15 protein-coding genes are annotated in these 14,594 nt (G+C 43.4%); 3 read left to right on the plus strand and 12 right to left on the minus strand.

Annotation, left to right across the window (positions count from 1 at the left end):
- Position 1: 1 nt before the first annotated feature.
- The 11 genes from B9G53_RS21300 to B9G53_RS21350 form a co-directional block, all read right to left on the minus strand.
- Positions 2-844 (minus strand): hypothetical protein, encoded by an 843-nt coding sequence (locus B9G53_RS21300; RefSeq protein ID WP_094535475.1) that lies wholly within the window; start codon positions 842-844, stop codon positions 2-4.
- Between the two features lie 31 nt (positions 845-875).
- Positions 876-1,538, minus strand: a complete 663-nt coding sequence (locus B9G53_RS21305) for a hypothetical protein (RefSeq protein WP_094535476.1) — start codon at positions 1,536-1,538, stop codon at positions 876-878.
- A 76-nt stretch (positions 1,539-1,614) separates the two neighbouring features.
- Positions 1,615-2,163, minus strand: coding sequence for a site-specific integrase (locus B9G53_RS21310; protein WP_094535477.1), 549 nt, complete (start codon positions 2,161-2,163; stop codon positions 1,615-1,617).
- Between the two features lie 414 nt (positions 2,164-2,577).
- On the minus strand, positions 2,578-3,390 hold the full coding sequence (locus tag B9G53_RS21315) for a formylglycine-generating enzyme family protein (RefSeq protein WP_094535478.1): 813 nt from the start codon (positions 3,388-3,390) through the stop codon (positions 2,578-2,580).
- Between the two features lie 35 nt (positions 3,391-3,425).
- Positions 3,426-4,256, minus strand: coding sequence for a formylglycine-generating enzyme family protein (locus B9G53_RS21320; protein WP_094535479.1), 831 nt, complete (start codon positions 4,254-4,256; stop codon positions 3,426-3,428).
- Positions 4,257-4,515: 259 nt separating this feature from the next.
- Positions 4,516-7,284, minus strand: coding sequence for a formylglycine-generating enzyme family protein (locus tag B9G53_RS28710; RefSeq protein WP_094535480.1), 2,769 nt, complete (start codon positions 7,282-7,284; stop codon positions 4,516-4,518).
- Positions 7,281-8,396 carry a MoxR family ATPase gene (locus B9G53_RS21330; RefSeq protein WP_094535481.1) on the minus strand — a complete coding sequence of 372 codons (1,116 nt, stop codon included), beginning with the start codon at positions 8,394-8,396 and terminating at the stop codon, positions 7,281-7,283. The genes B9G53_RS28710 and B9G53_RS21330 overlap by 4 nt, the downstream gene beginning before the upstream one ends.
- Before the next feature lie 11 nt (positions 8,397-8,407).
- Entirely contained in the window at positions 8,408-9,814 is a 1,407-nt protein-coding gene (locus B9G53_RS21335) for a hypothetical protein (protein WP_094535482.1), read from the minus strand.
- Positions 9,807-10,862 (minus strand): caspase family protein, encoded by a 1,056-nt coding sequence (locus B9G53_RS21340; protein ID WP_094535483.1) that lies wholly within the window; start codon positions 10,860-10,862, stop codon positions 9,807-9,809. The genes B9G53_RS21335 and B9G53_RS21340 overlap by 8 nt, the downstream gene beginning before the upstream one ends.
- Positions 10,859-12,037: a hypothetical protein gene (locus B9G53_RS21345; protein ID WP_217901647.1), complete on the minus strand. Its 1,179-nt coding sequence runs from the start codon at positions 12,035-12,037 to the stop codon at positions 10,859-10,861. Before B9G53_RS21345 ends, B9G53_RS21340 begins: the two co-directional genes overlap by 4 nt.
- A 90-nt stretch (positions 12,038-12,127) precedes the next feature.
- Positions 12,128-12,328 (minus strand): hypothetical protein, encoded by a 201-nt coding sequence (locus tag B9G53_RS21350; protein WP_094535485.1) that lies wholly within the window; start codon positions 12,326-12,328, stop codon positions 12,128-12,130.
- A 675-nt stretch (positions 12,329-13,003) separates the two neighbouring features.
- Here B9G53_RS21350 and B9G53_RS21355 point away from each other — a divergent pair.
- The 3 genes from B9G53_RS21355 to B9G53_RS28715 all read left to right on the plus strand — a co-directional run bounded on the left by B9G53_RS21355 (position 13,004) and on the right by B9G53_RS28715 (position 14,181).
- The gene (locus tag B9G53_RS21355; protein ID WP_094535486.1) at positions 13,004-13,360 is read left to right on the plus strand and encodes a hypothetical protein; all 357 of its coding nucleotides are present in this window, start codon (positions 13,004-13,006) and stop codon (positions 13,358-13,360) included.
- A complete protein-coding gene (locus B9G53_RS21360) occupies positions 13,329-13,862 on the plus strand; it encodes a hypothetical protein (RefSeq protein ID WP_094535487.1) in 534 nt (177 codons plus the stop codon). Before B9G53_RS21355 ends, B9G53_RS21360 begins: the two co-directional genes overlap by 32 nt.
- A gap of 190 nt (positions 13,863-14,052) precedes the next feature.
- The gene (locus B9G53_RS28715) at positions 14,053-14,181 is read left to right on the plus strand and encodes a hypothetical protein (RefSeq protein WP_254923762.1); all 129 of its coding nucleotides are present in this window, start codon (positions 14,053-14,055) and stop codon (positions 14,179-14,181) included.
- Here the strand turns inward: B9G53_RS28715 and B9G53_RS21365 are convergent.
- On the minus strand, positions 14,178-14,594 hold a 417-nt coding region (locus B9G53_RS21365), incomplete at its 5' end, for a tetratricopeptide repeat protein (protein WP_141211845.1). The genes B9G53_RS28715 and B9G53_RS21365 overlap by 4 nt on opposite strands.

Genomic DNA, 14,594 nt, shown 5'->3' on the forward strand with positions numbered 1-14,594 from the left:
ATCACTCTAGGCACGAGAAATATTGAATGCTTGTCCATGTGGATTGCCAAGGAGAAAGCGTTAAGAGCAGTCCACCCATGATAATTCCAGCAACGCATATACACTTGCATAGTGCGAAAAATATTGAGCTGCTAGCTTGGCGAATGGACCTAATCTGGTCAAGCATTCGCAAACTAAACCGACTAAGAACCCATAACAAACTTCCAACAGTTCCGACAAGTACGCCAGAAACAAAAAAATCAAACTCAACACTCTCAGTTGTTCTGCTGGTAATGAACACAAAATTTATTACAGTAGAAAAAACGTATAGCTGTAATGGGAATGCCACACCTTCAAGAATTCGGTCAATTCTCATTGCCAATGGAATCTGTCGTTTTGCAATCGCATGTCCTACAAGTAATAGTACAAAAGGAATCAAGAAATAGAGGGCGTAACGAATGATGTAGTAATCATAGGGATAGCTTCCATTGAAAAAGCGGAGATTGTTATTAAAATTGAGTCCCTTTGTTTTGACATCCGCACAAAGTTCTGATTTAGTTGCGTACTTTGTTACAGCTTTTGTGGACTCATCAAACAAGAAGAACTTATTATCAGTTTTACCGATAATCGCACCATCATAAAACCCGATTTTGCCAACGCGATCGACAAAAACCTGCCCGTTATTATAGATTGCTGTACCTTTAGTAGATGGGGGCAAGGTATCGTTATTGCCAATTTTATTCCCTCTAGGCGTTGAAATTGTCCATTCTGCAATGCCAATCGTAGCCCAAGCAGCAGACTGGAGACCGCAGATTAAAGCGATCGGCAACAGAAATTGGATGAGTTTTAAAACAATACGATTCATCAGATTTTTTTGTTAGTACTCCTAAATATTCTCAATCTCCTCCACCGAGAAACATAGACAATACAGCTAAGCCCACTGCCGCCGTACCAATAGCTACAGTATTAGAAACAGCCTTTTCAGTATCTTGTTCAGCTTTTGCCTCTAGTACAAGCTGACGTTCATCTTCACTGAGTTTTGCTAGGTGTTCGGGATCTAGATCTGATAGATTAAGTGTTTTTAATTCTTCCTTTCGCTTTTGTCTAGCTTCAGCTTTTTGTAGAATTGCAGCCTCTTCCTCTCTCTTGGCTTTCAATATTTCCAATTCAGCTCTGCGATTTTGAGAGATGGGAAAGATATACACCACAGTGCCATCTTCCATATCCACATCTTTACTGTTAATACCATTAGCAGCAACCTCTTTATTGAGAAACTTTTCAGCCGTTTCGACATCAATATTGGAAATTCCTGCAAAGAATTTGGCACTAAAAGGTTTTCCTTCTAAACGTGCTAGATCTAGAGCATCATGCAGTTTCCGTATTTGCTGTTTTTCATCATCAAGAATTCCGATCCAAGCTAACCCCGTAAATGCACCCAAACCAAGGCTACCCCCAATCATCCATCGATTACCTTGATGAACGCCTACTGCCAATAGTCCCGCCGCAATCAAACCAAATGCGATCGCAACATTTTTGCTCCCTTGAATATCAGATGCCATAGCCTTATGGGTTCCTCGCTTGTCTGATGGCTCTATGAACTTAATTATACAGATACCTACAAAACCAATACGGTACTTAAAAATTAATTGCCGCGATCGCCATTTTTTTCTGCTCTGGGGATACACCCAAATATCTTTGCAGTGCATCTAGTGAATCATGACCACTAATGCTCTGAATTACACTTAAAGGCACACCAGCATTAGACATCATCGTTAGCGCTGTCCGTCTAAAACTATGGGTAGAAGCTCCTTTGATGCCTAACATATCGCAGTATTTATTAAGCATCTCATCCGCAGATTGGCTACCCATTGGCTTATGAAAATCACTTTTGGATGGGAATAAATAACCACTGTTAGGCAAATCAGCACCATCGAGATACTTTTGCAAGGTGGGATTAATCGCCACTTCACGCGCTTTATTTTTGCCTTTAGTATTTTCCTTTCGGAACAAAATCGAACCATTAACGATATCTTCACCGCATAACGCTAACGCTTCGGAAATTCGGCAACCAGTGAACAAGCAAATCCCAAATACAGCGCGATACTTTGGGGAAGCATAATCAAATAGTTCTTTTAGTTGACCTTCGGTAAGAATTGCAGCTTGTCCATTGCGATTTACTTTCATTCTTTTTCTTCTTTACCTTACCGCTACTGTAGCTCTACCGTATTTTTACCATAACTACAGCTAATTAGAATTTTATGTAGTCAGGTTTCTTTTAATATCAAGATCTTCAGATTGGCATATTATTTAATCCAGTATCGATACGGTTAACTTATGATTGGTTGATCGCCTGAAATCCTTGTTTCTCGTTGCGTTGCATTTGATTGATAAGTTTAGCTAATAGGTACTGTGTTTCTACTTAGCGATCCTTTCCACACAAATCTCTCTATCTTCATTTTGATTTATTAAGCTCCCTAAATCCCCCAATTCTAGTGGACTTTGAAAAACTGTTATTTTTTGTTCCCTCCAAAATTGGGGGCTAGGGGGCAAAAAAATGGGTAAAGGGCAAAAGGGGTAAAGGGTTAGGGCTGTGGGGTGTTAAAGAGTCGCTGGAGATGAACATGACAAGCGAAATCCCAGATTAAAGTCACGAGCATCGGGATAGTAGTCGTCACGGTACGCAGAGCGACAATTCTGAGGATCATAGATCCAAGAACCGCCGCGCCATACACGATAAGCATCTGAGTTATCTGTCAGCCAAGCAGTTCCATCTTCAGGTGCGCCTTCGTAGTCACTATGCCAATGGTCTTGACACCACTCAAAAACATTGCCATGCATATCGCATAGCCCCCACGCATTGGCAATTTTAAAATGGTCTACAGGAGTGGTTTCCCCTCGATATTCTCCTATTACTCCATCACCATAGGCATTGCTGGCATCATAATTTGCTAGTTCGGGAGAGATGGTTTCGCCAAAGTGAAATGGGGTGGTGGTTCCTGAACGACAGGAATATTCCCACTCGGCTTCGGTGGGTAATCGATATTGTCGCTTAGTGTGTTTAGCCATCCGTTCACAGAACTCGATCGCCTCATCCCATGACACTTGCTCTACTGGTCTATTATTTCCTTTAAATTTTGATGGACTTGGCTTGAGTTTTAGCTTTACTTGAGGCATTTTCGAGACTATTCGCCACTGCGCTTGGGTGACGGGATATTTAGCCATAAAGAAACTGGATACAGAAACTTGATGTTGTGGACTTTCGCTATCAAGTCGTCCTTCTTCACTTTCGGGTGAACCCATCAGGAATGTACCTGCGGGAATCTGCATCATCCGCAGATGGGTTTTATCGTCCAACTTTTCATCGTAGAACTGGTTGGTGGCTTTGTGTCGGTGGATGGTGACGGTGGGCATAAAGATCGCCTAGGTCAAAAAAAACGGGTAAAGGGTTAGGACTGGTCTGTGGGGGGCTGAAGAGTCGCTGGAGCTGAACATGACACGCGAAATCCCAGACCATTGAAACGAGCATCGGGAAAGTCGTTGCCGCGGCTCGCAGAGCGACAACCCCTAGGATAACTGATCCAAGAACCGCCGCGATTGATACGAGGAGAATCTGAATTATCTGTTACCCAAGCATTCCCCTCTACAAATGCGCCGTAGTAACTATGCCAATGGTCTTGACACCATTCAGATACATTGCCATGCATATCACATAAACCCCAAGCATTAGCAATATTAAAATGGTCTACAGGAGTTGTCTCGTTACGATGTTCACCTTTGACACCATTAGCGTAGATATAATTACCATCGTAATTAGCTAATTCTGTGGAAATGGTATTACCAAAATAAAAGGGTGTGGTGGTTCCTGCGCGACAGGCATATTCCCACTCGGCTTCGGTGGGTAAGTGATAGGGACGTTTAGTTTTTTTGGCTAGGCGATCGCAATATTCTTGAGCTTCATACCAAGACACCTGCTCGACAGGACGCTTAGCTCCTTCAAAGCTTGATGGATTGGGATTGAGTTCAATATTCACCTGATCGTAAGTTTCGGCAACGATGCGCCATTGCACCTGTGTGACGGGATAGCGTCCTAGAAAGAATGATTTGACAGTTACAGGATGTTGCTTTTCATCTTCACTACGCTCGTCCTCAGTTTCTGGCGAACCCATCAAGAAATCACCGCCATGCACCAAGATCATGTCTAACTCGATCTCATTACCCAGCTTTTCGCGGAAATACTGGGCGGTTTTCTGCTCTTTTTGAATGGTTAAGGTCGCCATTGTTTAAGAAAGTAGTAATTTAGGTTAGCACAAGCAATCTGTAAATGCCGAGATCCCCGACTTTTTCTGTAAATTTGCAAATTATCTTTGCTTGCCTAGAATAAAGTCGGGGATCTTAATCTCTACTTTTTAAGTTTTCTTTTGTCTAGCTATTTATCTACCATAAGATTTGCTCAAAAAGCTTGATCGCGCAGAACACGAAAACCTCGCAGTCAAAAAAAACGGGTAAAGGGCAAAAGGGCTAGAGGGTAAAGGGCGATCACTCTTCTGTGTGAGATTGAAGAGTCTCTAGAGCTGAACATGACACGCGAAATCCTAGATTGAAGTAACGATCAGCGGGAACGTTAACGTTGCGGCACGCAGAGCGACAATACCAAGGATTAGATATCCAAGAACCACCGCGCCATACTCGAATAGCATCTTCTGAGTTATCTATCAGCCAAGCACTACCATCTTTAGGTGCACCTTCATAGTTTCCATGCCAATGATCTTGACACCACTCTAAAACATTTCCATGCATATCAGATAGACCCCAAGCATTCGCAACATCAAAGTGAGAAACAGGTGTAGTTTTGTCTATACTTTTACTCCTATTCTTATTCTTTGGAAAAGTCCCACGAATAAGATCATAGGCAACTTTACAATTATAATTTGCTAATTCGGGAGATATTGTTTTACCAAAATGAAATGGTGTGGTCGTTCCTGCGCGACAGGCATACTCCCACTCAGCTTCCGTTGGTAATCGGTATTGATGATTGGTATGTACGCTCAGCCGAACACAAAACTCGATCGCTTCCTCCCATGACACTTGCTCTACAGGTCTAGTATCTCCTTTAAAGTTTGATGGGTTAGGATCAATTTCTCGTTCTACATGAGGCATCGCCGCCACTGCTCGCCACTGCGCCTGTGTAACAGGATATCTACCCATATAAAAATCTGGCACTGTCACTAAATGTTGAGGGCTTTCACTATTACGGCGCTCTACCTCGTTATTAAGTGAACCCATCATAAATTCCCCACCAGTGATGCTAACCATCTCTAGTACCACATCTTCGTTAAGCTGCTCCACATACCGATAGGCTTGTCCCTCAGATTTCTGCACTACCCAATCATCACCTGATTTGACAATAGAACCTACCTTAAAACTGAATAGCTCTAACTCAATACCAGAAGCAGTTGGAGTTTCATCATCAATGCTAATCGTAGCCACTGTATATTCTTCAGTCTGAAGAGGTGGATACCAAGTTTCCGTTTCTGTCTCCACCAGTCGCGCCGTCGTAAAAGTCAGCACTTCCAACTTAGGGAAACCATCCCAACCATCATCAATTGGTGCATCGGTTTCGATAGGTTGAATCCAATCCGATCGCTCCCTAGCATCGCGTTCCACAAGTTCCGCTAATTCCGCATACTCACCACCCAACCGATGCAAAACCTCCGTTGTAATCTGAGCAAAGGGAAGAATCGCATCCTTTTGAGCATCAGTCCAATCCGACTTAGGCGACAACAACGCCGTAAAACTATCAATCTCAAAGCCCAAGGTTCTCGCAATATGCTGTGATAGCTCCTCAATCACCTGAAAAGTCTCATCTAAAGGCGTGCGATCGTTCAGCAAACCCCGCACCCCTTTGACAAATTTGTAACGTATAGGATGATCTGCTTGACTCTCCTGCTCCAACAGATCACTACTATAGACCTCCGCAATATGCACAGGCGTAAGCTCAGGCAGTAACTCCTGTTGAATTAACCGCACCACCGACATCTCCACAGGCACAGCCGCCATCATCCCCGCCAATTGTTGCGCCAAGATCGAAGCCGTCGCCATAAATAGCTCCACCCTTGCCTCAGCAGACTTAGGCTGAATGATCGCCGCCGTGCGATCGCGCTCTGGATCTTTGACCCAACTCAGGTCAAACAATCGCGCAGGAACCCTCTGCCGACCTCCTGCCGTCACCACTAGCGCCCATTGCTTGAGGGCATTAGCCGTCAGCGTCACCACAGGCAAAGTCAACGCATCGGCAGGATTAATCTTGGTACGAACGCCAATCTCTCTAACTTGCAGTTGCGAGTTAAATGCACCCGCGACCAAAGAGCTAGCCTGCACCGCAAAACCCACATCCAACTCGCTTTGCTTCCACAACCTTTCGGGCAGAAGCTGCACGATCGCCGTAGGACTATGCTTGCTCCATAGCGCCAACCAATCATGAATCTGTCCCTGTTGCCAAATCCGCGATCGGCAATCACTCACAAATAAAACCAGCGATCGCCCCGAAGCTTCGATCAATTCCTTGGGACTACGACTAGACAGGTCTGACTCAGCAGTTATTTGGGCATCCATTTCACCATTCATATTTTGCCGCTTTTTGACTAGCCGAGGTTGCCCCTGCTCCGACTCACGCACATACCAAGTCCGCACATTCCGAAAAGCCCCTTGATTTTCTAAAAGACGCTGAAACTCATCAAGGGTATCTTGCCAAATAAAACTAAACTCTGAAGCCTCAATCACTAGCTCTATATCAAACCAACGTTCAGGCGATCGCTTCAAGATCGGCAACCAAATATCCCGCTCCGCAATCCGATTAACCGTTGCGATTTCATCTAGCTCCACCCGATTCAAAGACGGGACTTTACGCATTAAAGGACGCAGCGATCGGGCGATCGCACGGCTATCAGGTAGAGCGGGAGCCGATTTTACTTGAATCGGTAAACCTTGCTCTGGGACTTCACTAATTTCATGATCGCGATTAACTGCCGACGGTGGGATATAAGCAGGAACAGAGGAAGGTGGCAAAGGTGGCAGAGATGGCGGAAGGACATTTTCAGTCACACTAATCTCTGGCAGAGGTTCTATTACCTCTATCTCTTGAGGTTCTATAACTTCATAAGCACCACCAATCTTTGACGCTAACCACAGCGCATCGGCTATATCCTCATCATGCAAAAATGACTGCGCCTCAGTGTAAGCGTCGATTTCGCGATCGCTCAGGAGCAGTCCTCGTTCTTGCATAGCGATAAGTAAGCGATCAATCATTTTTCTTTAGGTGCTGATTCTGATTTGCGTACCTTTTCCTTATTTTCCAAAGGTCGATCTAAAGGCGCTAACAAGCGATCGATTAAGTCTTCCTTTTCATTGCCCATCCACTCACGCTCGCGGACAATCATAAACAAAGCATTGAGCAATTGGTCAGTTGCTAGCTGCTCCCGACTGCGATCGCGTCGCTGGAGAAAACTGGTAATCAATTCATCAACTTGACTTGCGGAGAGATCGCAGTCCTTGAGATGGGCTTTGATAATCCGTTCCAATTGTTCGCGATCGGGGTCGCGCATATTAAGCCGCAAACAACGCCGCAAGAAAGCAGGCGGAAAATCACGCTCGCCATTACTGGTCAAAATCACTAAGGGAAACTCTTTACAGATAATGCGTCCTCCTTTAATCGTGACTTTGCGATCGCTATAGGTAGACTCAGCCTCATCGGTATAGGCAGTTCGCACTCTCACCGCGATCGGCTCTGATTTATCCTGATTATCATCATCTTTTTCTAATCGCGCTAACTCAGGAATTTCAAAACGTCCTTCTTCAAAAATTGCTAGCAGGTCATTGGGTAAGTCAATATCGCTCTTATCAATTTCATCAATAATCAACACACGTGGGCGATCGCTTTCTAACAAAGCCGTCCCCAATGCCCCTAAGGTAATGTAGTCAGCTATCTTTTGAGGATCTTCGATATATCCATCTTCACCACCATCCTTAGATTGCTTAACCTCTTGCAATCGCCCGATCGCATCATAGCTATAAAGTCCATCCTTAAGCGTCGTGCGCGTAGTAATAGACCAGTACAGCACCTCACCGAGTTTTAACTCATGGGCAACTGCATAAGCTAATGAGGATTTCCCCGTTCCTGGTTTGCCCGTCAGTAGCAAAGGACGACGCAAATAGAGAGCTGCGTTAACCATTTCAATCTCTTCTGGTTGCGCTTGAAATGTCTCGCCGCGACGTTTTTGACGGCTCTCGCCATCTTTATCATTGCCAAATGGTCGCCAAGGTGGGGCTTCAGGCAACTCCGTAATTGCCTCATGGGGAGCGCGATTATCTCCATGAAACAACTTCCAATCTTTCGGTGACTCTTTCGGTGATTTACTCATAGAACCTCTACTTAAGCAGATTTTGGTGGATAAAAATGTGGATCGTCCCACAAAAAGGACAAGTGATGCCCGATATGCAACTCTTTTTTGTTTCGAGGTCTGCGAGTTTCTGCGCGTTTCTCTTTAACCACTGAGGGCAAAGTCTCTAAACAGCAAGATTCTAGCAATGCCTTTACCTGAGTCCGATGCGCCGACTCTGCCAAGTTAGTCCGTGACCAAATTGCGATCGGCAATCCATGATCCAGCAACTCATAAACAAGATTCTCTGTATCAACTGGAGCATCAGTGACTTGTAAACCCACAATGCGATCGCTTTGCACAGCATCGTCTAGGATTTCCATCAGATCATCAAGATCGTTGTCATGTCCTTCAACAAATACGTTTTGAGCCGACTCTAGCAGTAAACCTTGATGACGCTTCCAAAGTTTTTTCCAGCTTGGCATTTTTCTATAATTGCCGTCATACCGATTAGCACAGTGAATAAAAACTAAATAGTCATGCCCTAGATAATTGGATCGGTTACTCCCTGAATCAATTGACCAGACATCAACACCCAAATGCATCAGTTCTAGGGGCAAAAAGACATGGATTTGCGGATAGTTTTCACAACCTTGACAGTGCTTTACTTGTTTGCTAATCAAGCGATCAAGTAAATGCGTTATGTTTTGTAGCAGATCCTCCAGTAAACAGGGAGCATTATCTGGAGAACCAGCAGCTAATAGAGAATGAAAACCAGTTTTCTTAGTTTGATAGGTTTCCATATCTTCAATTAACCAAGATTCAAGCTGATAGTAGGTTTCACCATCCTGAGACTGCGTAGAGGCTTCATCGCTACGAGTAATAGTGATAACAATTGCTGGTTGAGCCTTTTCTAAACGCCGTTCCTGAGATTTCTGAATCTGTTCATACAATCTTAGCCAATCCCTATCCTGACAATATTCTCTCTCCCACTGAGTTAAAGCATTACTTACACCGACATCAAATATTTCATTAAAGAGATTAGCTATAAATTCTTCCAAAGCAGAATAGCTAAGGGAACCTTGAGAAATTTTATTGAGTTCAGCCACTATTGACTGAACATCATCCACATTCTGCTTAACTCTTACAGCCCAGTGCAAAAGAGTGTTTTGATAAGCCTGATGAATTTTCTCCCATAAAGATTCATTCGGTTGTAAAATCCCAATCAGCTCATCAAATTTTTTCTGAACTAATTTGTCCTTACATTTTTTCTGTTCTTGCTGAATCTCTTGCTCTACCTCTTCAATTTGTCCAAAAATAATGTCTAAACGCTTTTCTAATTTTCTCACTGTCAAAACATCAGTAGTCGCATCGATCTCTGCTTGTACTATTTCCTTATCGTGATTAAAGTTGGAAAGACGACTCAAAAGCCATTCCTGTTTATGATTACGGTTACTCACTTATCCGCTCCAATCTCTCAATATCCAGATTAACTTGTTCAATTTTCCCGAAGATTATCTCTAAACGTTTTTCTAGTTTTCTCACTACCAAAACATCTACAACTGCATCAATCTCTGCTTGCACTATTTGCAGATCCTGACGCAAACCTTCAGCTTTTGTCTGGAGGTATTGAAGCTTAAGCTTCTGGGCTTGACTGAGAGGTTTTTGAGTTGCAACCACATCTTTCATCTTAAGTCGATCATCCTCCTCTTCATCACCTCTAACCTTCAACCACTTGTAGACAGGCTCCGATTGCTTGCGCTCTCGAAAATTAGCTTTAATTTGCTCCGCCAGTGCTCTCATATCAGGGAATAGAAGATTTTGTTGTAACTCGTCTAACACCACCTTAGAAAACCTACCTGTCCCTACAGTTGATTCGTTCGTCGCTACTCCATATTCAGCCGCTGCTAATAATGCAAACTGTTCTGCTTTTCCCTGTTCCCCATTTGTAATAAACTTTGAAGCCGCTGCCTCAGCTCCAATCGTTTCATATAGTCCTTGGTAATGGGTATTAGCACAGGCATCAATCCAAAAGTTTTGCAGTTTAAACCCCGAACCAGTAGCAAACGTACTTAGAGCTTCAACCAGTGAATTGAAGTCGAGGTTCCATTTACTAATGTTGTCAGTATCTGCAAAAAACAATCGCCGTGTCGTGGCACCTGTTTTTGTGATAAACCCATGACCACCCCAAAAAACATGGAGCAGATCGCCTCGATTACCCTGACTGGTAAGTTTAGATCGAATAGCGGAGTCAATATGGTTGCGATCGGCAGGAAATGGATTAAGCCCTTTAGCCTTTGCATTCTCAATCACCCCCGCATTTTTATCCAACGGCGATAGAAATAACTGGATATGATCTGGCTCAACTCCACACTCTAAAAGCCAATTGGCAAATTTAAGTGCATCATTGGCGGGACCATTTAAGTCCCATTCAGAGCCACCTTTGTACTTTTCAATCCCCACAACTAGTGCATATACATTCTCAGGTTGTATTAAGTCTGCGGTCATGGCAATACCTTCTCGATCGCATCCCAAGTTTCTTGATTAGCCCAGTAAGCCCCATGCGCTTCAGGAAACGGTTGTTTATTATTGACCTTCACATCCACGACTCTTTCTGGGAAAACCCCTTCACCTAAATAACTCAAAAAATCTCTTAGATCATAAATATTCAGCCATTTCGGGAAATGATTGGGTAATGACTCACCAAAATTTAAAGTCTGAAGAGCATCAATCTCATAAAGAAATGGAGCCTGTGAACCAGCCGTAATTAACAATTTGACGCGATCGCGTAAATCTTCCTCAATCAACAAATCAACACAGGCAATTCCACCAAGACTGTGCGCCAGCAAAACAACAGGCGGCTCAACTTGCTCAATCTGACTGCGAATAAAATCGCGAATTTTCTTACCCTTAGCTTGATAGACCATAATATCCCCCGCAAAAGGATAGGCTCCATCGGTTATAGCACCACGCTTACGCTTGATCGCATTCGTGCCCCAACTAAAAAATTGTCCTGTAATCCAATCCCCAACAATACCTCTCGATGTTTCTAATTTACTTAAAACTTGAAAAATAGCATCGACAGCCTCATCCCGTAATTTTTCATCAACGAGAGGACTAAACCATTCCCGTTCTTCATACAAAATCCCAGACATAGCAACAATAGCTCTCGCGATCGCAGCATAATCACCATCTAGAGGTCTAGCTGATGTTTCTAAAAGTCTGCCAAAAAGCTTCGATTCAGTAATCAATTGGCAAGCTTTGCCAAAAAACTCTCCAAGATCTAGTGCATCAAGCTTAGTTTTGAGAGTTTCATCTTGAGTGAGGTTGGCAACTCTACCTTTAAACTCTTGAGAAGGCGTAAGCCTACCAGGAATAGGGTTTTGAGATTGGAGCGATCGTAAACCTAATAGGCGTATTTCATAGAAAGGATCTTTGTAGAGTGCTTCCCATAGACGAATGTTTTCTTCTTCAGGAGTTGGTTTCTTACCACCTTGAGATTCATCATAGTTAGGAATTGAAGCTCCGTCTGCGTTTAGCTTTGCTCCCAAAAAAGGTTCTTCCCCCCAAAGGCAAGGTATCAGCTTAGCATCTGGTCTGCGCCTTAGTAGTGCATTCTCTATTTGCTGAAATGTTACAGCGTAGTCTTGCTGCCTACCGCCAGTCCCACGAACAAAAATCACACTTGTCAACGCACTGCTCCTTAGGAAATCAGTATGTTCGTTAGTTTATCAGAAATAACACATCAAATTTACGACAACTATTCACAGTTTTTAGCAGTCTAAACTTGATAGAAAATTATATAAATGCTGTTGTAAATCTTGCGGACGCACTGCCCCACGAGACTCAATCACAAAGCGATCGCGATTTGGTGACAACTGCAAAGTCATGCGAATTTCTTCCACCTCTTTGTCCAAACGCAACCTAGCTGTCTCTAGAGGATTCGCCGCCAAAATCAAGATTTTTTTAGTCATGCAATCGGTTGTAATTAGAGCTTTTTCAGATATTTACTTTGCAAAATCATACAATAAACTCCTTTAGTGATCATAATCACAAGCTCAGTCGAACCACATCACCGCCACAACCTTTTAAAACCTAGATACTAAGTACATGAGGTTAAAGGAGCAAAGCAAATGTCAGTCACCAAATTCGGCGGATTCATCTTCAAGTTCTACGCAGTAACGATCGGCGGTTTAGTTGTAGTAAACGCAATCTCCACAATCTAAACACGACCTAACAAGTTTTTCAAAGTCTCCTGTAACTAGCTTTAGCACCATTCCCATCACTTCGGGACTGGTGCTTTTTTTATTACCTAATCCCCCCACAAGATAATCTCGCGCACAATGAGCAAGTTTTACGATCGCTAGCCATAGGGACTTGCTATTAATTAAAGTCCCTGTGGCTTCGACTCCGCTCAGCCAACGTTAGCTGAGCGAAGTCGAAGCTAGATAACTTTGGTGGGACATTTTTTATCCGCAAGAGCTTAAGCTAAACAACTTACAAAGATTTGCAGGTTTAGAGGTAACGATCGCCTGTTTACAAAAGTCTCTAATTTCAGGCGATCGCCCCTAGATCAATCCCAGTAAATCCACCTATAATCAAGTTAATATAACCACTATAATAGGTAGATAGTCTTAGACTTAAAACCTATGCTCAAAGAACTCTTTGGCGGTAAAACACCTGAACAGGTTTTGCTATATCTGGAAAATTATGATGAAGGCTACGGCAAAGCGATCGCCGATACCTTTGAGATATCGTTGAGTTCAGTACAGAAACAACTCCAAAAATTTGAAGACTCAGGCTTATTAGTTAGTCGCTTAGTTGGCAAAACTCGCCTCTACACATGGAATCCGCGATCGCCATTTGTAGAACAAGTTAGAAACCTGTTAGCTCAACGACTCAAAGTTACCCCATCTGAAGAAATCAAAGCCTATTACCGTCAACGTCGCCGTCCACGCAAACCCGATAAACCTCTTGCAAATACATCAAGATCTATCCCTAGCTGAAATTGCTGCCATTGTCTCAGACGCGCTCACTAAGGCAGATATCATTGCAATACTTACGGGTGGTGGTGTCGTCACGGTGTACTCAGAGAATGAATACCAATCCGACGATCTTGATTTTATATCTCCTGCTAGTTCTCAAAAACTAGAACAAGCTATGTCCCAGCTAGGATTTAGCAAGGAAGGTCGATATTTTATCCATCCCCATACCAACTACTATGTCGAATTTCCTCCATCTCCACTCATGATTGGTGAGGAATATATTGACTATAGAGAATGTACAGTGCAGAAGATTGGCGAATTAGATCTACATATTCTCACCCCAACCTTATGTGTCATGGATCGTCTTGCTGCTTTCTATCACTGGAACGATCGCCAAAGTCTCGATCAAGCAGTTATGGTTGCCAAACGTCATCCAATAGACTTTCAAAAAGTGAAGTCATGGTCACGCAAGGAAAAGCATCAACAAAAATATCAAGATTTTTTAGACAGCCTTGAAAATTAGCGATCGCCTTTCAATCAGCGTATTTAAGAATACAACGCAAACTCCACACACTAAACACGTCCCCCCTCAAGATAACCCCGTGCACAATGAACAAGTTTTACAAGTCTAGCCAAAGCTAAACAACCTCAAAAGATTCACAAGTTTAGAGCCGATCGCCTGTCTACAAAAGTCTCTAATTTCAGGTGATCGCATGGCAGAAGTTAGCAACATCGCTGCGAGGAATGACGGCTCCGTTATTCCTGAACGGGAACGCCTCACCCACCTATCTCTTCATGATGAGCAGCAATTCAAAGTTCAAAATATTGTGATGCGATTTTAATTTGATGGGGGAGTTTGGCGATCGCGGAGAGCCTGGAGACTATTGCGACAAGCTTTTGTGTGTGGATGCTCATTCCCTAGAGAAACTTCCAGAATCTCTAATGCTTTCACATAGAGAGATTCTACTTCCTCATATCTGCCTTGCAATTCATACAGCAATGCGAGGTTGTTGATACTGATGGCGACATCGGGATGGCGCTCTCCTAAAAGTTCTTGCATCAGAGATAGGGCTTGTTTATACAGTGGTTCCGCTTCCTCATATCTTCCTTGCGACTCGTACAGCCCTGCGAGGTTGTTRATACTGTTGGCGACAGAGGGATGGCGCTCTCCTAAAAGTTCTTGCGTCAGTGCAAGGGCTTGTTTATACAGTGGTTCTGCTTCCTCATATCTTCCTTGCAACTCGTACAGCAATGC

It is taken from the genome of Pseudanabaena sp. SR411 (assembly GCF_002251945.1).
Lineage (GTDB): Bacteria > Cyanobacteriota > Cyanobacteriia > Pseudanabaenales > Pseudanabaenaceae > Pseudanabaena.

Excerpts from the sequence above, each read along its gene's own strand:
- B9G53_RS21300 (WP_094535475.1), bottom strand. The coding sequence starts at position 844 with ATGAATCGTATTGTTTTAAAACTCATCCAATTTCTGTTGCCGATCGCT.
- B9G53_RS21305 (WP_094535476.1), bottom strand. The coding sequence starts at position 1,538 with ATGGCATCTGATATTCAAGGGAGCAAAAATGTTGCGATCGCATTTGGT.
- B9G53_RS21310 (WP_094535477.1), bottom strand. The coding sequence starts at position 2,163 with ATGAAAGTAAATCGCAATGGACAAGCTGCAATTCTTACCGAAGGTCAA.
- B9G53_RS21315 (WP_094535478.1), bottom strand. The coding sequence starts at position 3,390 with ATGCCCACCGTCACCATCCACCGACACAAAGCCACCAACCAGTTCTAC.
- B9G53_RS21320 (WP_094535479.1), bottom strand. The coding sequence starts at position 4,256 with ATGGCGACCTTAACCATTCAAAAAGAGCAGAAAACCGCCCAGTATTTC.
- B9G53_RS28710 (WP_094535480.1), bottom strand. The coding sequence starts at position 7,284 with ATGATTGATCGCTTACTTATCGCTATGCAAGAACGAGGACTGCTCCTG.
- B9G53_RS21330 (WP_094535481.1), bottom strand. The coding sequence starts at position 8,396 with ATGAGTAAATCACCGAAAGAGTCACCGAAAGATTGGAAGTTGTTTCAT.
- B9G53_RS21340 (WP_094535483.1), bottom strand. The coding sequence starts at position 10,862 with ATGACCGCAGACTTAATACAACCTGAGAATGTATATGCACTAGTTGTG.
- B9G53_RS21350 (WP_094535485.1), bottom strand. The coding sequence starts at position 12,328 with ATGACTAAAAAAATCTTGATTTTGGCGGCGAATCCTCTAGAGACAGCT.
- B9G53_RS21355 (WP_094535486.1), top strand. The coding sequence starts at position 13,004 with ATGCTCAAAGAACTCTTTGGCGGTAAAACACCTGAACAGGTTTTGCTA.
- B9G53_RS28715 (WP_254923762.1), top strand. The coding sequence starts at position 14,053 with ATGGCAGAAGTTAGCAACATCGCTGCGAGGAATGACGGCTCCGTTATT.